This is a genomic window from Exiguobacterium sp. s130, assembly GCF_018619055.1.
In the GTDB taxonomy this organism is placed as follows: Bacteria; Bacillota; Bacilli; order Exiguobacteriales; family Exiguobacteriaceae; genus Exiguobacterium_A.
Genome location: NZ_JACSNI010000004.1, coordinates 244,163 through 267,562, shown reverse-complemented (window position 1 = coordinate 267,562; position 23,400 = coordinate 244,163). Strand labels below are relative to the sequence as shown.

The 23,400-nt window shown below is 47.4% G+C and carries 23 protein-coding genes; 13 read left to right on the top strand and 10 right to left on the bottom strand.

From position 1 onward, the window contains the following. The first annotated feature begins 10 nt into the window (after window positions 1-10). Both HZS85_RS12395 and HZS85_RS12390 read left to right on the top strand, forming a co-directional pair. Window positions 11-1,078 (top strand): YcjF family protein, encoded by a 1,068-nt coding sequence (locus tag HZS85_RS12395; protein WP_214856309.1) that lies wholly within the window; start codon window positions 11-13, stop codon window positions 1,076-1,078. 189 nt (window positions 1,079-1,267) lie between these two features. Further along, window positions 1,268-1,876 carry a peroxiredoxin-like family protein gene (locus HZS85_RS12390; protein WP_312067295.1) on the top strand — a complete coding sequence of 203 codons (609 nt, stop codon included), beginning with the start codon at window positions 1,268-1,270 and terminating at the stop codon, window positions 1,874-1,876. On the opposite strand, the gene HZS85_RS12385 is transcribed toward HZS85_RS12390, so the two are convergent. Then, window positions 1,837-2,955, bottom strand: a complete 1,119-nt coding sequence (locus tag HZS85_RS12385) for a glycosyltransferase family 4 protein (RefSeq protein ID WP_214856307.1) — start codon at window positions 2,953-2,955, stop codon at window positions 1,837-1,839. The genes HZS85_RS12390 and HZS85_RS12385 overlap by 40 nt on opposite strands. Window positions 2,956-3,148: 193 nt before the next feature. Here HZS85_RS12385 and ypfJ point away from each other — a divergent pair, with 193 nt between their 5' ends. Together ypfJ and HZS85_RS12375 are read left to right on the top strand one after the other, a co-directional pair. After that, a complete protein-coding gene (ypfJ, locus tag HZS85_RS12380) occupies window positions 3,149-3,991 on the top strand; it encodes a KPN_02809 family neutral zinc metallopeptidase (protein ID WP_056064528.1) in 843 nt (280 codons plus the stop codon). An 83-nt stretch (window positions 3,992-4,074) separates the two neighbouring features. Continuing rightward, on the top strand, window positions 4,075-4,242 hold the full coding sequence (locus tag HZS85_RS12375) for a hypothetical protein (RefSeq protein WP_214856305.1): 168 nt from the start codon (window positions 4,075-4,077) through the stop codon (window positions 4,240-4,242). A 272-nt stretch (window positions 4,243-4,514) separates the two neighbouring features. Here HZS85_RS12375 and HZS85_RS12370 read toward each other — a convergent pair whose 3' ends face one another. Both HZS85_RS12370 and HZS85_RS12365 read right to left on the bottom strand, forming a co-directional pair. After that, window positions 4,515-4,883, bottom strand: coding sequence for a nuclear transport factor 2 family protein (locus HZS85_RS12370; protein WP_214856303.1), 369 nt, complete (start codon window positions 4,881-4,883; stop codon window positions 4,515-4,517). Window positions 4,884-4,905: 22 nt separating this feature from the next. After that, window positions 4,906-5,388, bottom strand: a complete 483-nt coding sequence (locus HZS85_RS12365; protein ID WP_029343142.1) for an Rrf2 family transcriptional regulator — start codon at window positions 5,386-5,388, stop codon at window positions 4,906-4,908. 208 nt (window positions 5,389-5,596) lie between these two features. Here HZS85_RS12365 and cydD point away from each other — a divergent pair, with 208 nt between their 5' ends. The 3 genes from cydD to HZS85_RS12350 all read left to right on the top strand — a co-directional run bounded on the left by cydD (window position 5,597) and on the right by HZS85_RS12350 (window position 10,023). Next, a complete protein-coding gene (gene cydD, locus HZS85_RS12360; protein ID WP_214856301.1) occupies window positions 5,597-7,327 on the top strand; it encodes a thiol reductant ABC exporter subunit CydD in 1,731 nt (576 codons plus the stop codon). Beyond that, on the top strand, window positions 7,324-9,033 hold the full coding sequence (gene cydC / locus HZS85_RS12355; protein WP_214856299.1) for a thiol reductant ABC exporter subunit CydC: 1,710 nt from the start codon (window positions 7,324-7,326) through the stop codon (window positions 9,031-9,033). The genes cydD and cydC overlap by 4 nt, the downstream gene beginning before the upstream one ends. Before the next feature lie 351 nt (window positions 9,034-9,384). Next, on the top strand, window positions 9,385-10,023 hold the full coding sequence (locus HZS85_RS12350; protein ID WP_214856297.1) for a cyclase: 639 nt from the start codon (window positions 9,385-9,387) through the stop codon (window positions 10,021-10,023). 37 nt (window positions 10,024-10,060) lie between these two features. Here HZS85_RS12350 and kynB read toward each other — a convergent pair whose 3' ends face one another. The 4 genes from kynB to kynU are packed head-to-tail and all read right to left on the bottom strand — an operon-like array spanning window position 10,061 to window position 14,228. Then, the gene (kynB, locus tag HZS85_RS12345) at window positions 10,061-10,684 is read right to left on the bottom strand and encodes an arylformamidase (RefSeq protein WP_029343146.1); all 624 of its coding nucleotides are present in this window, start codon (window positions 10,682-10,684) and stop codon (window positions 10,061-10,063) included. Between the two features lie 13 nt (window positions 10,685-10,697). Beyond that, on the bottom strand, window positions 10,698-11,537 hold the full coding sequence (gene kynA, locus HZS85_RS12340; RefSeq protein WP_214856295.1) for a tryptophan 2,3-dioxygenase: 840 nt from the start codon (window positions 11,535-11,537) through the stop codon (window positions 10,698-10,700). A 23-nt stretch (window positions 11,538-11,560) separates the two neighbouring features. Further along, window positions 11,561-12,940: an amino acid permease gene (locus HZS85_RS12335; RefSeq protein ID WP_251137972.1), complete on the bottom strand. Its 1,380-nt coding sequence runs from the start codon at window positions 12,938-12,940 to the stop codon at window positions 11,561-11,563. Window positions 12,941-12,950: 10 nt separating this feature from the next. Continuing rightward, entirely contained in the window at window positions 12,951-14,228 is a 1,278-nt protein-coding gene (gene kynU / locus HZS85_RS12330; protein WP_214856292.1) for a kynureninase, read from the bottom strand. A 108-nt stretch (window positions 14,229-14,336) separates the two neighbouring features. Here kynU and HZS85_RS12325 point away from each other — a divergent pair, with 108 nt between their 5' ends. The 3 genes from HZS85_RS12325 (at window position 14,337) to HZS85_RS12315 (ending at window position 15,835) form a co-directional block, all read left to right on the top strand. Continuing rightward, a complete protein-coding gene (locus tag HZS85_RS12325; protein ID WP_214856291.1) occupies window positions 14,337-14,966 on the top strand; it encodes a TetR/AcrR family transcriptional regulator in 630 nt (209 codons plus the stop codon). 49 nt (window positions 14,967-15,015) lie between these two features. Further along, entirely contained in the window at window positions 15,016-15,468 is a 453-nt protein-coding gene (locus HZS85_RS12320; protein ID WP_214856290.1) for a DUF4385 domain-containing protein, read from the top strand. Window positions 15,469-15,535: 67 nt separating this feature from the next. Continuing rightward, a complete protein-coding gene (locus HZS85_RS12315; protein ID WP_214856289.1) occupies window positions 15,536-15,835 on the top strand; it encodes a hypothetical protein in 300 nt (99 codons plus the stop codon). 79 nt (window positions 15,836-15,914) lie between these two features. Here the strand turns inward: HZS85_RS12315 and HZS85_RS12310 are convergent, their stop codons facing one another. The 3 genes from HZS85_RS12310 to HZS85_RS12300 all read right to left on the bottom strand — a co-directional run bounded on the left by HZS85_RS12310 (window position 15,915) and on the right by HZS85_RS12300 (window position 20,064). Then, window positions 15,915-17,111 carry an MFS transporter gene (locus HZS85_RS12310; RefSeq protein WP_214856288.1) on the bottom strand — a complete coding sequence of 399 codons (1,197 nt, stop codon included), beginning with the start codon at window positions 17,109-17,111 and terminating at the stop codon, window positions 15,915-15,917. A gap of 149 nt (window positions 17,112-17,260) precedes the next feature. Beyond that, window positions 17,261-18,322: an acyltransferase family protein gene (locus HZS85_RS12305; protein ID WP_214856287.1), complete on the bottom strand. Its 1,062-nt coding sequence runs from the start codon at window positions 18,320-18,322 to the stop codon at window positions 17,261-17,263. Then, the gene (locus tag HZS85_RS12300; RefSeq protein ID WP_214856285.1) at window positions 18,319-20,064 is read right to left on the bottom strand and encodes a CDP-glycerol glycerophosphotransferase family protein; all 1,746 of its coding nucleotides are present in this window, start codon (window positions 20,062-20,064) and stop codon (window positions 18,319-18,321) included. Before HZS85_RS12300 ends, HZS85_RS12305 begins: the two co-directional genes overlap by 4 nt. Before the next feature lie 316 nt (window positions 20,065-20,380). On the opposite strand from HZS85_RS12300, the gene HZS85_RS12295 reads away from it, so the two are divergent. Genes HZS85_RS12295 through HZS85_RS12285 form a run of 3 tightly spaced genes read left to right on the top strand, consistent with a single transcriptional unit; the run spans window position 20,381 to window position 23,350 of the window. Beyond that, on the top strand, window positions 20,381-21,094 hold the full coding sequence (locus HZS85_RS12295) for an IspD/TarI family cytidylyltransferase (protein ID WP_214856283.1): 714 nt from the start codon (window positions 20,381-20,383) through the stop codon (window positions 21,092-21,094). Continuing rightward, window positions 21,091-22,116, top strand: a complete 1,026-nt coding sequence (locus tag HZS85_RS12290) for a ribitol-5-phosphate dehydrogenase (RefSeq protein WP_214856281.1) — start codon at window positions 21,091-21,093, stop codon at window positions 22,114-22,116. The genes HZS85_RS12295 and HZS85_RS12290 overlap by 4 nt, the downstream gene beginning before the upstream one ends. A 31-nt stretch (window positions 22,117-22,147) precedes the next feature. Further along, the gene (locus HZS85_RS12285) at window positions 22,148-23,350 is read left to right on the top strand and encodes a CDP-glycerol glycerophosphotransferase family protein (RefSeq protein ID WP_214856280.1); all 1,203 of its coding nucleotides are present in this window, start codon (window positions 22,148-22,150) and stop codon (window positions 23,348-23,350) included. The last annotated feature ends 50 nt before the right edge of the window (window positions 23,351-23,400 follow it).

Genomic DNA, 23,400 nt, shown 5'->3' with positions numbered 1-23,400 from the left:
AGGGATCACGATGGATGATTTTTTTGGTGAGGGACTTGAGACCAATCAACAAAAGCGGAAACGCAAACTGGAGGAAATCTTTGATCAGTCGTTTGAATCGGAGCGAAGGGATTTTAATCAATCGTTGGAGCAGGACGTGACAGTTGCCCTGATCGGAGACGTCAATGCGGGAAAATCCTCGACCTTGAACGCAATTCTTGGTCGTGAAGTCGCGACGGTCGGGGCGCGCCCGGGTGAAACGGTCCGCATCGATCAAGTAAGGCAACATCCGGAAGATAAAGTCATCTTCGTCGATACACCGGGACTAAATGATGCCAATACACAGAACTCGGAAGCGACATGGACGTATTATCAAAGTGCCGATGTCATCCTCTATTTTTTAAATGCGGCAGGTACTGTCTTATCTGAGACAGAGACGAAAAATTTCCGGAAAATCTATCAACATAACCAAAATGTCTTGATCGTTGTCACGAAGATGGATGCGACGGATGATGTCGACACGATCGTCCGCCATATTGCAGAAAAACTACCAGGACCAAAAATCATTCCCGTATCAGCACGAGAAGGAACGAATATTGATCGGCTCCGTCGGGAGGTCCTCGATATCTTAAAAAAGTTCGACAAGGATAATGTGTTCGTTCGCCAGATGGATCCGACCGTTCGCGGAAAGATCGCCAACAATTGGATCGTGGGTGCCGGAACAGCTGCTGGTGCGATCGGTGCTGTCCCGTTTCCAGGAGCTGATATCATTCCGTTGACCTCAATTCAAATCGGCTTGATGCTCAAGTTATCGAATCTGTACGAACGACAGTTATCCAAGGAGAGTGCCAAAGAGTTGCTTGTCGTGACGATCGTCGGAAACTCCGGAAAAACGGCTTTCCGACAAATAGCAAAACTGGTTCCTGGATATGGAGCCGTCATTGCAGCGGGAGTCGCTTCGACCGCCACCCTTGCACTTGGATATGGAACGAAATATGTCTATGAGAATAAGCTCGAACTAACGCCGGAACAACTAATGGAATTCGTCAAACGATTCCGAAAGAAGGCGGAAGAGTCTTCAGAAGAGACAAACGAGTAAGCTCCTTGCTATTCCATACAGCAATGAAGGGGGAGAACATATGACACGACTACTCGAAGAAATCAAACAGTATCAATCGAAATTCCGACAAAAGGCACCTGCTGAGAAACAACGGTTGATGGCGGAAGCGACAGCTGAACTGGTTGCTTCTGGAATCGCACAAGGTTTAGGTGTCGGTGACACAATCCCATATTTTACATTACCCGATGTATCTGGAGAGCCAGTCGCAATCGAGACATTACTCGAGCAAGGTCCTGTTATCTTAACGTTCTACCGGGTGGCTGGTGTCCGTACTGCAATCTCGAGCTTCGCGCGTACGAACGAGAAATCGATCGAATCCGCGCTCAGGGAGCGACTGTTATTGCAATTAGTCCGGAGACACCTGATTTTGCTGAGCGAACGGCAAACAAGAATGAGTTAAGTTTCCCTGTCTTAAGTGAGGTTGATTTATATGTATCCCGTCAATTTGATTCAGTGTTCGATTTGCCAGATTATTTGATTGAGATTTACAAAGCATCAGGACTTGATGTAGCGAAGCACAACGGAAATGAGGATTGGCAGTTACCGAAACCGGCGACGTTTATCATTGATACGAATGGTGTGATTCGTTTCGCAGAAGTACCGTCCGATTATACGAAACGTGTTGATCCAGAACACATCCTCCAAAACCTCGAACAGAATAAAAGTATGAAGATTGACTTAAACGGTCTGGCTTCTCTCTACTTGTTGGGAGAAGTCAGACCGTTTGAAGTTTCCCTTTATTTTGTGTCAAGAAGTACTCGTCTCAGCCATTCTTGAAATTTGAGATCAGTCTGTTGCCAATCCATTGCCCGTGCAAAATGATGAGCGGAGATGCGAATGGCTTCGTACTCCTCTGGATCTCGGAAACAAGCTCGCATTTCTGCAGCGAGTGCACCAGGTGTTTTGTTTTTAGCCATGTAGCCTGTCATGCCGTACTGAACGGCGTCTCGGACACCAGGAGCATCATATACGATGGATGGTGTTCCGACTGCCGCCGCTTCAATTATAGGAAAACCCACGCTTTCGCGTATGGAAGGGAAGAGGAGAGCGGTGGCACGACTCATCATGCGACGCGTTTCTGTTTCAGTGACTGAATCGTAATATGTGATAGCATCCTTCACTTCTTTAGGAAGGGGAAGTGTAAGGTATTGCAAAAGATGAGAGCTGTTACGGATACCAATCAGCCAGAGGCGTGTCTCAGGAAACTCACGTTGGACCATGAGGAATGACTCTACAATATCTTGAAGTTCTTTTTCGTTCCGACGATTGATATATAGAAAGGTTGGAACATGTTCTTTTAACTCCCATTCCTGTTCAGACCATGGGGAAAAAGAAAGTCCTGGCGGCAACATCGTGATATGACTGTTAGTAAAACCAGCACTTTGCAGTTCATCTACAACAGAGGGGCTGATAGTCAAGGCATGACTATCTTTATACCAGCTTAACCGTCGAGTCTCTGTCCATTCGCCAAGCTTTGAAAAAGGAAACACAAGCGTCGTCGACCAACGTTCACGAATCAATTGATAAAGAAATAAAGTTCGTTTATGACGTGGAACATAAAATGGTGTGAAGAAATGAAACCCATTCAAATGATCCAGAACTAAATCAATCGTTTTAGCATAAGACCAGTAATAATAAAGTGCATATGGAATAAGAGAAGCTGTCGTACCATAACGGAGGTAAGTGATACCATCTCGATACTCCGTCGGTGATCCGCCCTTGAATGAGACGGACAAATGGGTAACTCGGTAGGTAGTACTGACACGCCGCAACATTTCATGAATAAAAGTTTCAGCTTCTCCAGCTTGTGGATGTCGAGCATCACGCCAAGATAAAAAAAGTAGATGAGGCTTCATGTCGTACCTCCTTTGTGTAGAAAAAATTGGATCCGAAAGATCGGTTCTGCTACTAATCTTCTCTACAGTAGAAGGATATTCCTAGAAAATCCTTCAAATCAAATGACTTCTGTTTCATCTATGATGTGCTGAAGCGTTACGTATAAAAGCTTTTGGGTAAAGAACAATAACGAAACGGGTAGGAGGAAAACACATGAAATGGAAGGGAAGAGAACGAAGTTCAAACGTCGAGGACCGGCGAGGAATGGGTGGAAAAGGAATCGCCGGTATCGGCGGTGGTGTCGGAATCATCCTGCTGATCGTCATCACTTTGATGGGTGGGAATCCAACTGAACTACTCGGAGACTTAACCGGTGGGGATCAGCAAAATACGACGTATGAGGAAACAGCGCAGGAAAAAGAAGCAGCGGACTTCGTCTCCGTCGTCTTGGCCGATACGGAACGAGTCTGGACAAAAGAATTTAAAGAAGATGGTAAGACCTATAAAAAACCGACACTCGTCTTGTATACGGATCAAGTTAGTTCGGCTTGCGGACAAGCAGGGAAGTCCGTCGGTCCCTTTTACTGTCCCGGTGATCAGAAATTATACATTGATTTAAGCTTTTATGATGAACTGCAGACGAAATACGGAGCACCGGGCGATTTTGCGATGGCGTATGTCATTGCGCATGAAGTCGGGCATCATGTCCAGACGTTACTCGGAAAATCGGATGAGATCATGCCACTTCGAAAGCAAATGAGTGAGGAGAAGTTCAACAAGTACCTCGTTCGATTCGAGCTACAGGCAGATTATTATGCCGGCGTCTGGGCGCATCACGCGCAAGGCGAAAACTTGCTCGAAGAAGGCGATCTCGAAGAAGCGTTGACGGCAGCGAATGCTGTTGGGGACGATACGTTACAAGAGAAAGGACAAGGATATGTCGTACCGGAAAGTTTCACCCACGGCACATCGGCGCAACGGGAACGTTGGTTCCAAAAAGGCTTTGATAACGGCACGATCGAAGGTGGAGACACATTCAAAGCGAAGAATCTATAAAACGAAGTAAAGACATACCTTTTGAAACATTTTCCAATCGTTTCCGTAAAGAAGAGAGAAGGATTCAAAGGGGAGTGTCGAAGTTGAAGCACATCAGTCTATTTTTGTTGCTGTATACGGCTGTCGTCGTATTGACGTACATCGTGTCAAGATTTGCACCGGACTTGTTGATCTACATGGTCTATTTCGCCATTGCGTCATTACTTGTCATCACGGGCTATTTGTTGAAACGACTCGTACTGAAGCGCTAAATACCAAAAGAGGCTGACTTAAAAAAAGAATGACGCGTCTTTTCACGCCCTTTCCTCAGGCGAGACACAAGCCAGTTTTCCTGCTTTGTTGAAGCAGGAAAGCGGGTCTTGTTCGTCTCTGACAGCGCATAAATGCGCTTGTTCCTGTAGGAGTGGCGTGTGACGCGTCATTCTTTTTGTTACGAGATAAGGATAGCAGTTTATTATTCTGCCACCCTTATCTTTGTAAAGACTGACTTTCGAGTCAGCCTCTTCGTTATTTAAAAGCCATCTTATGAACGGAACATCGTCGGATCATCTGGAACGTTTTCCAGGTAAGCGATCCGTCCGTTTTCATCGAGACGTGCGATATCTTTTCCGTCTTGCGTGAAGACACTACCGTCTGCCCGTTTTCCGCAAACTGCCCAGCGTGTTTCATATGTTCCGGGTGTTGTTTCTTCCCAGCCGGCGTACATGTGCTTAATGTCTTGATTCGTTGTAAACACATGACGGACGAATTGTTTCCAGGCGTCGATGCCGTACTTTGGTTGTCCGTTCAGGACGAACGTGATGTCTGTCGTGAATAAGGAAACGAGATCCTCAAAAGCTTGTTCATCTGTGCGTGACGCGTCGAATAAGTCGAAATAACGATTCAATACCATAGTAAAAACTTCTTTCTGTTCATTAAAGTGTCATCATCCGGTCTGTGATTAACGCATGCAACCGTTCTAAATGTTCTGGTGGACAGGAGGCGTCAATTGCTTGACGGATCGAGCCGATTGATTCGCGCTTCAACGTCGATTGCCACGCATCTTCTGCCTCTGTCATCAGATTCGAGAGCAGACCGATCTCCTGTTCCTGAATCCCCATCAAATCTTCAAAGACACCACTTGACGCGTACAATGTCTGTTTGCCCTCAATGGCTTGATAGACATCGAAGATTTGAATTTCGTCTGCCGGACGTCGCAAGCGAAAGCCCCCTTTGACACCCGGTACGGAATACAACAGATCCGCCTGAACGAGTTTTCGTAAGAGCTTTTGGAAATAGGTCGGTGAAGCACCGAGTTGCTGGCTGATGAATTCACCGGGCAACACAGCGCGATCTGGAAGGAAGGTCAAAAGCAACATCGCGTAGACGGATTGCTCGACCCCGGTTTTCATTTGCATAGAAAGACTCCTTTCGTTAAACGTGGATAATATCTATCCATAATAGTTTCATTCGAAAGGATTGTCGAGTTTTATGCTCTCACAAAACCGTCACACCTTTTCGACAGCATCTGCATGGCATCCCCGTTCCAGATTAGATATACTAAATGTACGATATGTGAAAATATTCACTAAAAGTCGTTCACACTTCGTGAAAGGACGTTTGTATATGAATCCATTAAAAGGAATCGTCCAGATTCCACGCAGTATTCTCATTCAATTCATCATCGCGGCTTTCCTGATGGGGGTCGCGGTCGTCGGTCAGTCATACGGCATCGTGTTGACGGTCGATCGCATTTTCCTAAAAGAACAACCGTTTGAAGCCGTTATTCCTTTACTGCTCGTCGTTCTCGGGATGCTGTTGCTCCGAGTCGCCGTGACGTATTGGAACGGTCGTCTTGGTACGACGTTATCGGCACACATGAAGCAGGCGCTTCGGGAAGCACTCGTTGCGAAATATACGAGTCGCTCAGTCGAGATGATGCTACAAGGGCAAGCGGGACAGAAGGTCAGTGTCTTGCTCGATGCAGTAGACGAGATGGACAGCTACTATAGTCAATATTTGCCGAAAGTCGTCCAGACGACAATCGTTCCATTGATGGTCTTGATTGCGGCATTCAGCTATGACTGGATCACGGGTCTTGTCATGATGATCACGGCGCCGTTCATTCCGTTGTTTTACATCATCATCGGCATCATGACGCAAAAGCGGGCCGATGCTCAACTCGAGAAGATGACGGCATTCTCAGGAACGTTCCTCGATACGTTACAAGGACTGATAACCTTGAAGTTATTCGGTCGCGCGAAACGACAGCGTGACGTCATCGAAAAAAGCAGTCTCGATTTCCGAGATGCGACATTAACGGTCTTGAAGCTCGCCTTCTTGTCGTCATTGATGCTTGAGTTCATCTCGATGCTCAGCATGGGAATGATTGCACTTGAAGTCAGTCTGCGTTTGATTCTGTTTCAAAGCATCACCTTTATCCCAGCGTTCTTGATGCTCGTGTTGGCACCAGAATACTATCTTGCCTTAAAAGAGATGGGGGCTGCTTTCCATACGGGACGCGGTAGTGTGGCAGCAGCGAAACAGATCGCAGCCGAACTGACGGCAGATGATCGTCCTGTTGCATTCGGTCAATCGGAACTCACGACCAATCGTCCACCACGAATCGTCTTGGATGAAGTCGGCTTTACGTACCAAGAAGGACGTTTTGCCTTACAAGATATCGGGCTTACGATTGAGCCGTATCAAAAGGTAGCATTGATCGGTCGCAGTGGGGCCGGTAAATCGACCGTCTTGCAGTTGATTGCCGGACTCGCGGATCCACAAGAAGGACGGATTCTACTCGACGGGACCGAGCGCGGTCAGGTGGAGGAAACAAGCTGGTTCCGTCAGTTGAGCTACATTTCTCAACATCCGTATCTGTATGCCGGAACACTGGCAGAAAACATCGCGATTGGTGAGCTTCGTCAAGCGACGCCGGAAGAGATTTTCGAAGCGGCGCAGGCGGCAGGGCTCGAGGAGTTGATTGCGACGTTGCCTGAAGGGATCGACACGGTGATCGGAGAAGGTGGACGTGGTCTATCGGGTGGCGAAAAACAGCGTGTTGCGTTAGCACGAGCGTTCTTGAAACGACCGAACGTCGTCGTCTTTGATGAACCGACGACTGGACTTGATGTCAAAACGGAGCGACTGCTCCAACACGCGATTGAGCAACTCGGACAATCGGCAACCGTCATCACTGTCGCGCACCGTTTGCATACGATTGAACGATCGGATCAAATCGTCGTTCTCGACGGCGGACGAATCGTCGATCGTGGCACTCACGATGAATTGCTTGGTCGCGATTCGGAATATGCGCGGATGCGTAGCGTCCAGAGAGGGGAGGAAACACGATGAAGGAATTATTAGGAGTCTTTCGGTTGATGGTGCATCAAAAACGCGATATCGCCTGGTCGATCTTCTTCGGTGTCCTCGCCGGTGTGACAGCGGTCGGTTTATTCGCAGCAAGTGGTTACCTGATTTCAAAGGCAGCCTTGTTGCCACCGATCCAGACACTCGCTGTCTTGATCGCCCTGCAAAAAGTGTCGAGTCTGACGCGCGCCGTCAGTCGGTATGCGGAACGTTACTATTCGCACCGGGCGACGTTTACGATCCTTAGTGACTTGCGAACGTCATTTTACCGTCGTCTCGAGCCGCTTGCGCCAGGGATTTTTGGTAAGTACCGCAGTGGGGATTTACTTGCGCGGATCGTCGGGGATGTCGAGAGTCTGCAAAATACGTTCTTACGTGTCCTCTATCCGCCGATCGTGTTACTGCTCGTTTTCTTCTGTACGATCTTTTTCGTCAGTTTCTTCTCATGGACGATTGCCGGGATTCTGTTGCTTGGTTTAATTTTGACCGGTTTCTTGATTCCGGGATGGTTCGCGTACCGTGAACAACGCTTCGCCCGTTCAGTCCGTGTCCGACGTGGTGACTTGTCGACAGAAGTGACAGAGTTATTCCAAGGCTATCGTGATTTGAAGATTTACCAACAGCTCGACCAAAAGGAACAGGACTTGAATGCCGTCGCGAAACGGTATGTCGAGGAAGAGAAACGTAATGGTTTACACGCTGTCTCGAACCTGGCCTTGAATACGATGGTGACGTTGATCATCTCTTGGCTTGTCCTCGGTGTGGGTGCATATCTCGTCGCAAGCGGACAACTCGAGGGAGTTTTCCTCGCTTTACTCGTCATGACATCGCTGACCGTCTTTGAAAATGCGGCACCGATGGCGATCTTACCCGGCTTTTTTGAAGACAGCCGGCATGCTGCGAAACGACTTGATGAAGTCGTGACCGAGCAAGAGGAGCCGACGTACGCTCCGTTCGTCCTCGATCAGGTACCGTCCTTTGAAACGAATGCGCTGACGTTTACGTTTCCTGATGCACCCCGTCCAGTCTTACGTGACGTCACTGTTTCGATTCCGGCTGGTAAGAAGACGGCAATCGTCGGAGCGAGTGGTTCCGGGAAATCAACGTTACTTCAATTGATGTTACGGATGTATCCGACGGACGGATTAACGATTGCTGGACAGGACAGTCAGACGGTTGATCCGGAAGGACTCTGGCAGCACGCGAATGTCGTCTTGCAACAAAATCACTACTTTTATGGAACACTTCGTGATAATCTACTTCTCGCAAACGAAGCAGCGACGGACGAAGCAATGCGACAAGCACTCGATGATGTCGGATTAACGACATTCGAGTTGAGTGATCGTGTGTTTGAAAAAGGAGAGAACTTATCCGGAGGAGAAAAACAGCGGCTAGCGATTGCCCGCGTACTCTTGCGAGAAGCATCACTTTACTTGCTTGACGAACCGACGTCATCCGTTGATGCTTTGACGGAACAGATGATTCTCAAGCGACTGTTTGCGCGAGCAACGGATGCGACACTTGTCCTCGTCAGCCACCGCTTAGCGGGTCTTGAAGCGATGGATCAAATCATCGTCATGGATCAAGGACAAGTCATCGAAGTCGGAACGTATGCCGAATTGATGACACGACAAGGGGCGTTTTATGAGTTAAAACAAGTCGAACAGTCGGTGTTTGCTCCGATTGGCTAATAAGTAGTAAAAGATAGAGGGTAATCAACAAATGTTTGACGAACAGAGGGTCGTTTTCCGAATGAAAAATCGGAAAGCGACCTTTTTTGTTAAATAGGAGAAGAAGCAGATTCATCCTCGACTCCTACAGGAAAAGAAAGCAACAAAGTAGCTTTCGTCAGGGATAGATAAGACCCGGCAGATCGCAAGAAATGCGAGTTGTCGCGGCTTATCTCCCGCCTGTGGAAAGAGAGGATGATATACGCGGATGGTTTCTTACATCGCACTACTTCTTCAAATAAGAAAGAGTCAAAAAGACATGACAGTCCACCTCTGAAATGGTAAAGTCTAGAAAAAACGTGGAGGGGTTTCATGCATATCAAACAATCATCCATCGTCGTCGATCAGACGACCGTCTCATATGATCATTTTCAAATGGGATCCAAACAGGTCTGCTTCTTGATCTCGGGAGCATCGTACGTATACGACCATCCATACTTTTACTACACTCGAATGGCATTACTCGCGCGAGGCATCGATGTCATCTGCATTCACTATGTGACAGAAGATCTATTTTTGATGTCAGACGCTGATTCAAATGCCTGCATGACGCGCCGGGTTGACGCTGTCGTCTCAGAAGTGCTGGCGACGCATCCATACGAGAACGTTCAGTTTATCGCAAAATCGTTAGGAACGATTCCGCTTGCCGCGTTACTTGCTAAGCCGAGTCTACAGACAGCGCGCTTCGTCTTCTTAACACCTGTCCTAAATGAAGTGGTTGAACAAATCGCCACATCTACGCAAGCTGGACTGATCGTCATTGGCACGGCCGATAAGTTTTATGATGAGGCAGCACTTGAAACGTGTCGGACATCACAATTAATGATCGATGTTATCGAAGGAGCGAATCATTCACTAGACCAAGGATTTGAGGTCGATTCGTCACTTGCAGTTCTCGGACATGTCATTCGTCAGATCGAAGCCAGTTTATTCGAACCGCTACATAAGTAAAAAATCCGTCCAGCAGAGAGCCTGCTGGACGGATTTTTTAGTATGGACGAAGTAAGGCGCGAACGGGACTACCATCGCCGTCGACGAGCGGGAGCGGGACGGCATTCAAGTGATAATCACCAGGCGTGATCGCATCGAGGACGAGTCCTTCGAGGATATGGACTCCATGCTGTGCCAGTGCGTGATGGGCTGCCATTTCCTTGCTATCAATCGCATCGACGCTTGGTAAGTCAAGACCAATCAGCGAAATCCCGAGTTCTCCGAGACGTTCAGCAAGACTTGGCGTCAAGACGGGAATCGTTTCCGGGAAAGTTGATTTGTCGATCCAACCATCCGTTTTGATGATCAAGCGCTGAACGTCATTTAGCTCAAAGCCATCTAAATCAGCGGCTGTGATTTCTGTACGACCTGGTAAGTAAATGACACGCGCATGTCCGATGTAGAGATCCGGATCAAGGTCGATGATTTTTTGTCCAGCATCGTCAAAATGAAACGGCGCGTCGACATGAGTGCCGGTATGCAGACTCATCGTAACTTTGCCGACGTTAACGGAACCGGTGTCTGCCTTATTCCATGTCAATGTTGCTTCAAACGGTGTATCCCCCGGCCACGTCGTGACGTGGCGATCAAGTGGTTGTGAAACATCAATCCATCGTGTCATCGCTTCATCCTCCTCATAATGTCGTGCGGACTGACCACAGTTCCGGGAAGAAGCGGTGGTCAAGCACACGTCGTAGATAACTGACGCCAGAAGAACCGCCCGTTCCTGGCTTTTGTCCGATGATCCGTTCGACGGTACTCATGTGGTTAAAGCGCCACATCTGTTGTTGGCTCCCGATATCAAGTAGTTTTTCACCGAGTTCATACAAATCCCAGTACCGATCGACATCACGATAGACGCTTGCCCAAGCTGCTTCGACACTTGCATTCGGCGTCCAGTCTTGCGTGACATCACGCTCAAGGACGGATTCGTCGATCGGTAGCCCATGGCGCGCCATCGCGCGAATCGTTTCGTCGTAGATGCTTGGTGTCTTCAGATCTTCCAGCATCATCGGATAGAGGGTTTCGTCATGCGCATAGACTTTTAGCATTTGCTCATTCTTGAAGCCGAGCGCGAATTCGATTTGGCGGTTTTGATACGATTGGAAACCGGACGAGTGACCAAGCGCATCACGGAATTCCAGATATTCGGCAGGGGTCAAGGTCGACAAGACATTCCACGACTGAATCAACTGGTGCTGAATCTTTGAAATCCGTGCGAGCATCTTAAACGATGATTCGAGATCATCGTTTGCAACGGCTTGCGTCGCTGCACGCATCTCATGCAGGATCAGCTTCATCCATAGCTCGCTCGTTTGATGAATGATGATGAACAGCATCTCGTCATGATGCCCCGATAAGCGATGTTGACTCGTAAGCAATGGATCCAGTTGCAAATAATCCCCGTAGGACATATCTTTCTTAAAATCCGTTTGAATCGATGCTTCAATAGACGTAGGATCTGTCTTTGTCATTCCCATTCATCCCCTTTATCGAGTTAATTCAGTTTTCGTTTTTCAGCAGTCTTCAGTTGTTCTGGATGCGCCCGTTTCCAGAAGAAATAGGCGATCGATAAGAACACTAACCACGGTACACCAAACTTCAAGACGATTTGGAAATCTGTGAACCATGTCGTCAGGACGAGTGCGAATAACAACAATGCACCGAGGGCCGTCAGATACGGATAGCCCATCATCCGAACCGGTAACGTCCGTCCACCTTCACGTTCCCAGGCTTTACGGAAGTAGAGGTGGGAGATGAAAATCATGAACCACGTGAAAATCGCCCCGAACATCGAAATCCCCATCATGAACGGATAAGAGACGCTCGACTGACTGCTGATGATCGCTGCGAGAAAAATGCCGAGCGTTGATAAGGCGAGTGCGAAGAGCGGTACACCTTTTCGATTTAAACGACCAAATACTTTTGGCGCATATGTTGCCTTGGATAATGAATACATCATCCGTGTCGAAGCATACAGCTGACTGTTCATCGCGGAGAGCGCTGCCGTCAGGATGATGAAGTTCATGATACCGCCTGCATATGGAATCGATAGCATCTCCATTACTTTGACGAACGGACTTTGATCGACGCCGCCTGCTTGTTGCCACGGGACAATCATCAACATTAAAGCAATCGTGACGACATAAAACGTCGAGAGACGGAAGACTGTCGCTTTCAATGCTTTCGGTACGGCAACGTCCGGGTCCTTTGCTTCACCGGCAGTGACAGCAATCAATTCCGTTCCGAGGAAACTGAACAGGGAGATGAAGATCGCAATCCAGAGACCCGAGAAGCCGAATGGCATGAAGCCACCATCATTCGTGAAGTTTTGTGGACCGATCTCAGGGCTCGGACTACCGATGACCAAGTAAGCACCAAGCAGGATGAACAGTAAGATGGCACTAATCTTAATGACCGAGAACCAGTACTCGAAGGTTGCGAACGTATTGACTGTCGTAGCATTAATGTAAATCAACGCGGCAGCGAACATGAGAATCCAGACGACCCCGGGAACGTCCGGGAACCAGTATTTCATATAGATGGCGATCGCACTAACTTCAACGCCGATTGCGAGAACGTTTGCGATCCAGTACGAATAGCGGACGAGAAATCCCGCGTACGGACTAATGTATCGTTCGGCAATCGTACCGAACGAGCCAGATGTCGGATGGGCGACCGTCATTTCAGCCAGACAGCCCATTAAAAGTAGGACGATGAAGGCGCCGACTGCGTAACTGATCAAAACGCTCGGTCCAGCAAGCCCGATCGCAAGCCCACTTCCGAGGAAGAGACCGGTACCGATCGCGCAGCCCATTGCAATCATCGTGAGTTGGCGTGTCTTGAGTTCACGCCGTAGTTCAGTAGGTTGTTCCATGGTGTACTCCTTAAGCAACGACTTCGCGTTCATTCGCGAAACGTTCGTATTCTTTATCTTCCATGATTCGTTTAAGTGTCGCGACGACGTCATAGACATCGGTAAACGTGTTGTAGAGCGCGACGGGTGCTAGACGGACAATGTTCGGTGCCCGGAAATCGGGGATGATCCGGTTTTCCTTGAGTGCTTTACAGATCCGTGCCGCTTCCGGATGCTCGAGGCTGAGATGCGCCCCACGGCGTTTATCGTCGATTGGATTTCCGATGACGAAACCGTACGGTATGAGTTCCTGCTCGACAAGGTCCATCATGTACTGCGTCAGCGCAAGGGACTTCGTTCGGACGGCTTCAATACCGACTTCGTCAAACATCTCTAACGCACCGATTTGTGGGGCGAGACTTAAGACGTGTGGTGTTCCAATCTGGAAAGCGCCTGCGTGCGCGGCCGGTGTCATCGTGTGATCCATGTCAAACTGTTTATCCTTGCGCGAACCGAACCAGCCCGTCAGCCCGGGCAACGTTCCGAAATGACGTTCGTGGACGAATAATCCACCGACTGTTCCAGGGCCGCCGTTCAAGTGCTTGTAATTACACCAGTAAGCAAAGTCGACGCCCCAGTCATGGAAAGCGTGCGGAACGGCTCCGACGGAATGACAGCCATCAAAACCAATCAAGATACCGCGGTCGTGTGCCGCTTTCGTTAAACGCTCCATATCGAGAATCTGTCCGCTTCGGTACAGCACGGCAGGCAAGACAATCAAAGCGATATCGTCTGTCATCGCGGCAATGATATCGTCCTCATCTAAAAAGCGACCATCATGACTTGGTACTTGGACGAGATGTGTCTCTGGATCCAGTCCGCGTAAACGAAGCTGACTTTGTAAAGCATAGATGTCCGACGGGAACGTCAGCGCATCCGCTAAAATCTTATCTCGTCCTTCTGTTGGTTGGAAAAATGTCGCGACGAGTTGATGTAGATTGACGGTCGTCGAACCGGTGACCATGACTTCTTCCGCTTGTGCGCCGACAAGCGGAGCGTTGAGGACAGCGAGACGTTCTGATAATTCGAACCAAGGATGACGTCCTTTCATCCAGCCATCGATCCCGAGCTCTTTCCAGTCTGATAGCGACTCGAGCAACGTCTTCTCGGCACGCTTCGATAATAAACCGAGCGAGTTTCCGTCCATATAGATACTACCCGGTTGCAGATAAAACTCATCACGATAGGTGGACAATACATCTTGCTCGTCCCGAGCAACGGCATCGGTCCGTTTTGCTTGCAGTGTCATACGTCATCCTCCTCAAATGAATACTCAATCAATTTTGACAAAAGCGTAGCAAACAAATTGACATTGTGTCAATATTATCGAATAGAGAAAACAAAAGGAGTGAAGGACATGTCATCTTCTCAACCAGAAAAAATCGATAAACGGCATCTGCGCACAGTGCGGACACGCAAAAAACTGTTGAGTGCGGCACGTGACGTCTTCTTAGAACAAGGGTTTCAAACGTCAACGATTTCACAAGTGATCAAACAAGCTGGCGTCGGCTACGGAACAGCCTACGTGCATTTTGAAGGGAAAGATGAGTTGCTCGTCGTCCTGATGGAAGATGTCATGAGTCGTTTCCATGCGATCGCGGAACGAACATTTGAACCGACGACGTCGCTAGAGGCAAAGGAACGTATCGTGACGCAAGCTACGGATTTCTTACGTCTCGCGGAAGAAGAACGAGCGATGCTACGGATCGTCGAGCAAGCAATCGGCGTCTCTTACATCGTCCGTGCGAAATGGAAAGCGATTCGAGAACGCTTCATTGATCGGATCAGTCAGGATATCCAGTATGCGCAGGAGACAGGACTTGCGCGGCAGGATGTCGACTCGAAACTCGTCGCCCGTGGTTGGTTCTTTGCGAATGAGATGTATTTATTCGAAGTCGTCCGCGAAGAGGCGACAGCGACGATCGAAGAGATCGCACACGTCTTAGCGACGATTTATACGCAAGGACTCTACCGGATCGAGGATTGATGAACGGACAGGAAGGGAACGTTTCAAAGTAGAAGGGAGCGTGACCGGGATGGCGTTTGATTACGATCTCGATTTCAAGACGACGGATTTTCGTAAGGAGCCGGAAAAGTACCGGATTGGACGCGGGGAGCAAGGGGTCTTACTCGTCGAACCTTACAAAAGTGAGATTTTGCCGCATTGGCGTTTTAAGACGCCGGATATCGCGAAGGAATCGTCTGAGAAAATTTATGAGATGTATTTAGCTTATAAAGAAGACGGGGACTTCGTCGGCATGGATATGGCGCGGAAGTTCATTCAGATGGGACATACGCGCGCGCGACGTTACGCGAACTACAAGGGTGGGCGCAAATATAAAGATAAAGAGACCAAAGAATTACACACACGCGAAATCGACGAAGAAAAAGCAAAATCCGCGGCCATCTTCCAAGAAAAATGGGATTTGATTCGGGCGGACGAAGAATACCTTGAACTCAAACGTGCGCATCAAAAGCAGTACGGATAAGTCATTTCAAAATAAAGGGAATCGATTCAAACCATGCGATACTGAAAAGAAAACGGGAGGCATAAGGATGAACCGTTGGTGGATTCCGCTGTATCCGATTGGTCTATTTTTACTAGTTGATCACTTTTTCTATGATATTTCATTGATATGGCTTATCATGCTTGGTATTGTGAGCATCCTTTTAAGTATCCGTCCGAAGCGACCATCCTTTTCGTCATATCGTCCATTAATGATTGGGACGTTTTTGATCGGCTGCGGTCTGATGCCATGGTTGACGCTGGATTTTACAGGAGTCGTCTTCGTCTTCTTGTTAACAGAAATCGTTGCGAAACTGCTCGTGTCAGTAACAGAGGAACAATTCGTATGACGAATGAATAGGGATAAATGAAATAGCCTCGATTACTCTGTCTGATAGGATAGAGTAATCGAGGCTATTTTTGATTCATTTAAGAACTCTGTTCGACCTTGGCAATTAATCGTGCTTGACGTTTTTGCCAGATGAATGATCCGATGAACGTCACGACAAGGAAGATCAGACCAAGTGCGAATGGATAGAAAATGTTGACGTCATACAGTACACCGGCAAGCGTCGGTCCGAGCACGTTCCCGATACTCATGTAGGCGTTGTTCATTCCCATAGCAAAGCCTTGCTCATTACCAGCGAGCTTTGAAATCATCGTATTCAAGACGGGACGTAAAATCGATGTCGCAAGGAAGATGACGAGAGTGATCGCAAAGAATCCACCGTAACTTGATGTCAATAATGACAACAGGAAGCCGAGTGCTGCGATGAACAGGAACAGGTTCAGGACCTTTCCTTCGCCTAAATTACGGGATAACTTATCGACGATGAAGATTTGAGCAATGACGCTGATGATTCCAGTTGACGTCACCATGATCGCGATGTCCTTCGGTGAAGCACCGAATTGATCATCAACGAACAGACCGAGTACCGATTCGTATGCCATGAGACCAAAGCTCATGACGAGTGTAATGACGAGCGGTACGAAGTACGGTTTTTTAAACGATGTCCCCAGTTTCTTAAGCATCGATCCTTCATCTGGTGCCATCGCTGTTGCATCGTGTTGTTCGCTTTCTTGAAGTAACAAGACGCTGAATAAGACGGCTGCACCCGAGACGATCGCTGAGATGAGCAATGGCAATTTTAAGTCATACTCGGCAAGGAATCCACCGATTCCTGGACCGATGACGATCCCGAGTGACATCGCAGCTGAGACGTAGCTGTTTCCTTTTGCACGTTGATCCATCGTCGTGATGTCCGCAACGTAAGCAAAAATCGCTGGAATCAGGAGTGCGGCACCGGCACCGCCGATTGCGCGCGAGATGTAGAGGACCGTGACAGAGTTTGAGAAATAGAAGACAAACATCGAGAGCGTTAAGCCGACCAATCCATAGATGATCATCTTACGACGACCATATTGATCTGCCCATTTACCAGCAATCGGTGACATGACGAGCTGTGCTCCGGCAAAGATGGCAATCATTAATCCAGCCGCCGTCCCACCTTGTCCAATCGACGCTAAGTAAGCGGGTAGAATCGGAATGATGATCCCGAAGCTCCCGACCGCAATAAACATATTGATCATGAGGACCGTTAATTTTTTTCGTTGATCCGCGTGCAAGGGGACCCCTTCTTTCGACTCGCTTTTTGTAAGCGGTTATTTGTTTCACTTTCATTATCTTAGATTCAAGCTAAAGCGTCTGTCAACGTAGACGAGTCGATGATTTGAAAAAGACTCTATCCTTCAAGAAGGATAGAGCCAATTCAAACTTATTGCTCTTTTTTGAATAACCATTTGACGTTCGGTGACAGCAACGGTCGGAAAATCGTCACGATGGGTCGACTCGACAGCAACCAGACGAATCCGGTAGCGAGTAAGAAAGAATGTCCAATCAATAACAGTGGTGACTCCGTAATGGCTGGTGGAACCGAATCTCGGAACAAACGAACGATGAACGAGTGGATCAAATAGATCGCGAGCGTCTGAATTCCGATCTGGTCAAACCGTTCACCGAACGACCGATGCGGTACGAGCAGGAGAACGGAGAAGATCATGATGGCGCTGATGGCGTAAAGAAACAGTTGGATTGCTACTCCCTTGAGAAGTGGGACTTCGAATTCACCATACGTATCGCGGTAAAAGAGCCAGACCGTGTCAAACCCGTTTTTTGTCCAGAGAATCATGAAGACGGCAATCAAGAGTGAGACGATCAGTCCGGTCAACCGCCCGATCGGTGCTGTCATCTGTTTTCGCCAGCCGACGTCAGTTAACCAGCCATGCTCCTTGACGAGATACCCCATCAAGAAGAACGGATAAAAGCTGACGACTTTTTGTAATGATAGGAAGTTCGTGATCGAATCTGGATTGGCGTTGATCAATAAGGCGAATAAGACACTGACGATCAGCGGAAAACGCATCGCTAGAAAAGCCGGTGTGACGGTCTGCCAAATGATAATGCCGATTAAATACCAAAGCGTCCAGTTCGGAACGAGTGGATGAAGTAATCCATCGAGCATTTCCCGTAAGGAGTCATCCTGCGTGTAAGATAAATAAATTTCGTGAATCGACTGCCAGAGAAAATAGAGAACGACGAACGCGATGATTCGTTGTGGTCGCGCTTGTTTAAAGAAATAGCCACTCATGAAGATGAAGGCTGGCATATGCAACAGGTAAATGACGTTATACGCCATCTTGACGACATCATTTCCTGGTAAGTCACGGAACGTCTCGATCAAGTGACCAAAGACAACCGTGAAAATGAGTAGCACTTTATAGTTTCCAAGCCAATGATCGTACATAGGAGCGGTCACTGGTTTGATAGCAGTAGTCATTTTTTTTCACCAAGCAAAATTTGATCGACGAACCGGGCACTCGATTTCCCGTCCTGATGCTCGAAGAAGTACTCCGCGAATGCTTTGACGTTGTGCATTTCGAAGTCTTGATTTTTAATTCGCTCAATCAACTCTTCTGATGTCTTGACGATCGGACCAGGTACGAATTCCTCAAAATCATAGTAAAAATCACGTTTCGAGATATAGTCTTCAAGATCGTACGCGAAGAACAACATAGGTCGATTCAATAGAGAGAACTCGAAGCACGTCGATGAGTAATCCGTGATTAAAATGTCTGAGACGAACAGCAATTCATTGATTTCACGATGATCCGTCAAATCAAGGAAGAAGTCGGCATAGACTTCAGGAATCTCTATCCGACGACGGATGAACGGGTGGAGTTTTAGGACAAAGACATACTCCTCATGAAGTGCTTCATACAACGCATCGAGATCCAGCTGATCAAAATCATAATAGGCACTCTTTGCACCATTTCCTCGGAATGTCGGAGCAAACATGATGACTTTCTTTTGTTTGAAGATTGGATATTCCTCATAAATACGTGCTTTCGCTTCCTCGATGAACGGTTGATCGAAGAACATATCCGTCCGAGGAATACCGGTCGCGATAACTTGGTCTTCCCGTAAACCAAAACCTTCTGCGTAATGACGGGCGACATTATGAGAGCTAACGATCGCTTTCGTGTAGTTCCGGTGACTGAGCGAGTTCGCACTTGGACCACCTGGTTTTCCGAGGCGACTGTAACCGAACGTCTTGAAGGCGCCAACGGCATGCCAGACTTGAACGAGGTCACTGCCTTTACGAATATTTAACGGATAGATCATCGGATAGAAATCATCGACAAGAATCGTCTTTGCTGTCGCTAAGTGATATGGCAGCGCAAACTTATCACGCCAATCACGGCGAGACTGTAGATTCGGTTTGAAGAACGTCTTCACATCGAGATCGAGATTGCGACGCTCGACTTCATCCAAGATATAGGCGAAGTTACCACTAATATCGCTCCGTGAGTCGGAAGCGAGGATGACTTTATTCTCTTGGATCGGTTGGGTCCATTTCGTAACGTTATAAATCGCCTTGAACGTAAAACGACGGAACTTGAACGCCCGCTTTTTCATGTTCTTCTTCCATTTTTTATACCGGTTAATGACTTGAATTAGACGTTTCGTTTCGCCTTTTTTCAGGGAATGGAAACCTAAAGAGTTGCTGTATTGCGAATACTGCACGACAAGTTCGTACTCAAGTAAGATCAACGCGTTACTATGTTTCGTATCAACGCGGTAAGCGACAGGGATAAGTGAACGTGTATCACCAAAAGGCGCTTCATGTAAGATCGTCTTTCCTTGCACGATGGCGAAGAAGGCATCAAAATAACCCATCGGCAACGGACGACCCGTCGGTGTAATGTGGTTCAAATTTAATTCGCCTGTAAAGGGCTCTTCCGTCCAGTCTCCTTCAAACGGAAAACGGCAAATGAATGTCCGTTTATTTCGTTTGTTACGAAAAACGATGGCACGTTCGAGCGGTACCGATACTTCAGCAGGTTCAGACTGAATATAGTCGTCGATCGGTTCCTCGGAATCAGTTTGATGCGATATAGGATTTTCAAATAATGTTTGTTCAGCGCGCAAAAAATCAGTCAACCCGCTTAAACGTGCTTCGAAACGAAACGTCGTTCCGGCTAATTCCAAGTAGGTGACCTCGGCATGTAAAGTAGGCATAAGTGTCTCTTCTGTCAAAACCATCTCTCCTCGCTCGAATAATTACATTACATTTACACAATAACGATAAAATTTTAAAATGCAGTTGAACATAGTATAGTGAAACTAGAAATCACCACTCATTATATCGTGAGACATTAAAATTAATAGGGATTTCTTTATTTTTTTGTGTTTTTGTAAAATAACACTTCAATACAGACTGCATCATTACACATACCCTGAACGATAGGGAGAGAAAACCGAAATCCGATTATTTCATAAGGGAGGGAAGCAGGTCGTCTCGTTTGTAACAGGCAACGAGACACTGCGTCAGAAGATGATTTATGCAGCCATTTTAGCTGGAGGAAAAGGAACACGAATGGGGAATGTCGATCGCCCGAAACAATTCTTATCGATCGGAGAACGTCCGATCATCGTCCATACAGTAGAAAAATTTTTATTACATGAAGATTTTGACCGCATCATCATCGTCACACCGACTGCTTGGATTAACTATACACGCGATATTTTGGAAAAATACATCGGAAAAGATGAACGTCTTATCATTACACCGGGTGGACAAGATCGAAATGAATCAATCATGGCAGCGGTGAACTGGATTGAAGAGAAAAACGGTCTGTCTGAAGAAGACATCATCGTCACACACGACGCCGTCCGTCCGTTCCTGACGCACCGCATCATCAAGGAAAATATTGAAGCCGCGCAAGAGTTCGGTTCATGCGACACGGTCATTTCAGCGATCGATACGATCGTCGCGTCAACGAACGGCAAAACGATCACGGATATTCCAGTACGGGATCAAATGTACCAAGGACAAACGCCACAAAGCTTCCAAATCACGAAGTTAAAATCGCATTATGAGTCGCTTTCAACGGAAGAACGGGCGATTTTGACGGATGCGTGTAAGATTCTTCTTCTGAAAGGAGAAGATGTGGCGCTCGTCACAGGAGAACTGTTCAACATTAAAGTGACGACACCATATGACCTACGGATCGCAAATGCTATCTTGAAGGAGCGGATTCATCAATGATTAATCAAGTCTATCAACTCGTCGCCCCGCGTCAGATCGAAGTGACGTATGATGAGCGGTCTTTGAATACCGATCGTGTCGTCGTGCGTCCAACATATTTATCGATTTGTCACGCGGATCAACGCTATTTCACAGGTAGTCGTAGTGCGGAAGTATTGGCGAAAAAATTACCGATGGCGATGATTCATGAGGGAATCGGAAAAGTCGTGCATGATCCAAGTGGTACATTCAAGAAGGGAGCACTCGTCGCGATGGTGCCGAATACACCGACGGAAGAAGATGATATCATTGGTGAAAACTATCTGCGCACGAGTCGTTTCCGTTCGAGTGGATACGACGGCTATATGCAAGACTATGTGTTCTTGAAAGCAGACCGTCTCGTTGAGGTACCGGCTGATCTTGATCCTGAAGTCGCGGCATTCACTGAACTTGTCAGTGTATCGGTCCATGCCTTAACTCGCTTTGAAAAGATTGCGCACCCGCGCCGGGAGACGTTCGGTGTCTGGGGAGATGGAAATCTTGGTTTCATCACGGCACTTTTGTTGCGTAAATTATATCCGGAAGCAAAACTACTCGTCTTCGGTAAAACCCAGTCGAAGCTCGACTACTTCTCGTTTGCGGACGAGACATATCACATCGACCAGATTCCAGCTGATGTCTCCTTCAACCACGGTTTCGAATGCGTCGGTGGAATCGGTAGCCAATATGCGATCAATCAGATGATCGATTACATTATTCCAGAAGGCACGATGGCATTGCTCGGTGTGTCAGAAGATGCCGTCGCGATCAACACGCGGATGATTCTTGAAAAAGGACTGCGTGTCTACGGATCAAGTCGAAGTACACCGGCTGATTTCGCACGGACGATGGAATTGTATCAAACCCATCCGGACATTCCAGCCTATCTATCGAATCTGGTTTCAGGCGTATTCCAAATCCGACAAATCGAAGATATTCATAAAGCGTTTGAAAACGATTTAACGAATCGCTTCGGAAAGACGGTCATGGAATGGTGCATGTGATGATATGCGCTGAAAAAGAGGAGAATCGTCTATGAAACAAAAAATTCGGTTATTGCAACGACGGACGGTCCACTATTTGCTTGCTATGACATATTGGTTGACGAAGCGACTGCCGATCCAATCAAAGAAAGTCGTTTTTGCGACCTATCGTTCCGATCGTCTCGTCGATAACTTTCGTGCCGTCTACGATGAACTAGAGCGACGCGATTTAGGATATGAATACGTTTTTTTGTTGAAACGATTTCCTCAATCGTTGGTGGGACAAATTCAATACGTCTTCCACATGATGCGAGCGACGTATGAATTAGCGACTGCCCGTTATTTCATCATCGATGATTATTATTATCCTGTATATGTCTCGTCCTTACGGAAAGGAACAGAAGTCATTCAGCTGTGGCATGCATGTGGTGCCTTTAAAAAGTTTGGTTATAGTGTTCTTGATAAATCCTATTCGCCGGATGACGATTATTTGAAGATGGTCCAGATTCACCGGAATTATAGCAAGGTCTATGTTTCCGGTGAAGCCTGCGTCGCACCATATGCGGATGCTTTCGGAATGACACAGGAACGGATTCATCCGTTAGGGGTTCCACGGACGGATCAACTACTGAATACAGTACGCCAAGCCCGTGTGCGAGAAAAGTTGTATGACCGATATCCAGAATGGCGTAAGAAACGAATCATCTTACTTGCTCCGACGTTCCGTGGAAACGGACAGACGACAGCACATTACGATCAAGAGCTCGATTTTGAGAAGTTTCGTCGTGAGCTTGGACCGGATACAGTCCTCTTGCTTCGCATGCATCCGTTTGTTCTTAATCCACCAATCGTACCGGACGCGTATTCGGATCAAATCATTAACATGACAGACTATCCGGACATCAATGATCTGATGCAGATTGCGGATATTCTGATCACGGATTATTCATCTGTCATCTTCGAGTTTGCCTTGTTGCAGAAGCCAATGATTTTCCTTGTTAACGATCTGCAGTCGTACAAAGCAGAGCGCGATTTCTATTTCCCGTATGAATCCTTCGTACCGGGACCGATCGTCTCGACGTTCGAAGACGTCATCGCTTGGATTAAACGCGGGCAATTCGATACGCAGAAGATCGAGACGTTCGCGAATCAGTTCTTTACGTATCAGGACGGGGAAGCAACCAAACGAATTGTCGATCATTTGTTATATGACACGATTCCGGAAGCACCTGTCTATACGAAAACGTCGGTATGAACACAAAAAAACGTTCCGATTGCGTCTCCATTTGGGGAGAGAGACGTCAT

Coding starts and splice junctions, on each gene's coding strand:
- HZS85_RS12300 (WP_214856285.1), bottom strand. CDS start 20,064: ATGCCTACTTTACATGCCGAGGTCACCTACTTGGAATTAGCCGGAACG.
- HZS85_RS12295 (WP_214856283.1), top strand. CDS start 20,381: ATGATTTATGCAGCCATTTTAGCTGGAGGAAAAGGAACACGAATGGGG.
- cydC (WP_214856299.1), top strand. CDS start 7,324: ATGAAGGAATTATTAGGAGTCTTTCGGTTGATGGTGCATCAAAAACGC.
- HZS85_RS12305 (WP_214856287.1), bottom strand. CDS start 18,322: ATGACTACTGCTATCAAACCAGTGACCGCTCCTATGTACGATCATTGG.
- HZS85_RS12370 (WP_214856303.1), bottom strand. CDS start 4,883: ATGGTATTGAATCGTTATTTCGACTTATTCGACGCGTCACGCACAGAT.
- HZS85_RS12320 (WP_214856290.1), top strand. CDS start 15,016: ATGGCGTTTGATTACGATCTCGATTTCAAGACGACGGATTTTCGTAAG.
- HZS85_RS12325 (WP_214856291.1), top strand. CDS start 14,337: ATGTCATCTTCTCAACCAGAAAAAATCGATAAACGGCATCTGCGCACA.
- HZS85_RS12335 (WP_251137972.1), bottom strand. CDS start 12,940: ATGGAACAACCTACTGAACTACGGCGTGAACTCAAGACACGCCAACTC.
- HZS85_RS12285 (WP_214856280.1), top strand. CDS start 22,148: ATGAAACAAAAAATTCGGTTATTGCAACGACGGACGGTCCACTATTTG.
- HZS85_RS12365 (WP_029343142.1), bottom strand. CDS start 5,388: ATGCAAATGAAAACCGGGGTCGAGCAATCCGTCTACGCGATGTTGCTT.
- kynU (WP_214856292.1), bottom strand. CDS start 14,228: ATGACACTGCAAGCAAAACGGACCGATGCCGTTGCTCGGGACGAGCAA.
- HZS85_RS12315 (WP_214856289.1), top strand. CDS start 15,536: ATGAACCGTTGGTGGATTCCGCTGTATCCGATTGGTCTATTTTTACTA.
- kynA (WP_214856295.1), bottom strand. CDS start 11,537: ATGACAAAGACAGATCCTACGTCTATTGAAGCATCGATTCAAACGGAT.
- ypfJ (WP_056064528.1), top strand. CDS start 3,149: ATGAAATGGAAGGGAAGAGAACGAAGTTCAAACGTCGAGGACCGGCGA.
- HZS85_RS12385 (WP_214856307.1), bottom strand. CDS start 2,955: ATGAAGCCTCATCTACTTTTTTTATCTTGGCGTGATGCTCGACATCCA.
- cydD (WP_214856301.1), top strand. CDS start 5,597: ATGAATCCATTAAAAGGAATCGTCCAGATTCCACGCAGTATTCTCATT.
- HZS85_RS12395 (WP_214856309.1), top strand. CDS start 11: ATGGATGATTTTTTTGGTGAGGGACTTGAGACCAATCAACAAAAGCGG.
- HZS85_RS12290 (WP_214856281.1), top strand. CDS start 21,091: ATGATTAATCAAGTCTATCAACTCGTCGCCCCGCGTCAGATCGAAGTG.
- kynB (WP_029343146.1), bottom strand. CDS start 10,684: ATGACACGATGGATTGATGTTTCACAACCACTTGATCGCCACGTCACG.
- HZS85_RS12350 (WP_214856297.1), top strand. CDS start 9,385: ATGCATATCAAACAATCATCCATCGTCGTCGATCAGACGACCGTCTCA.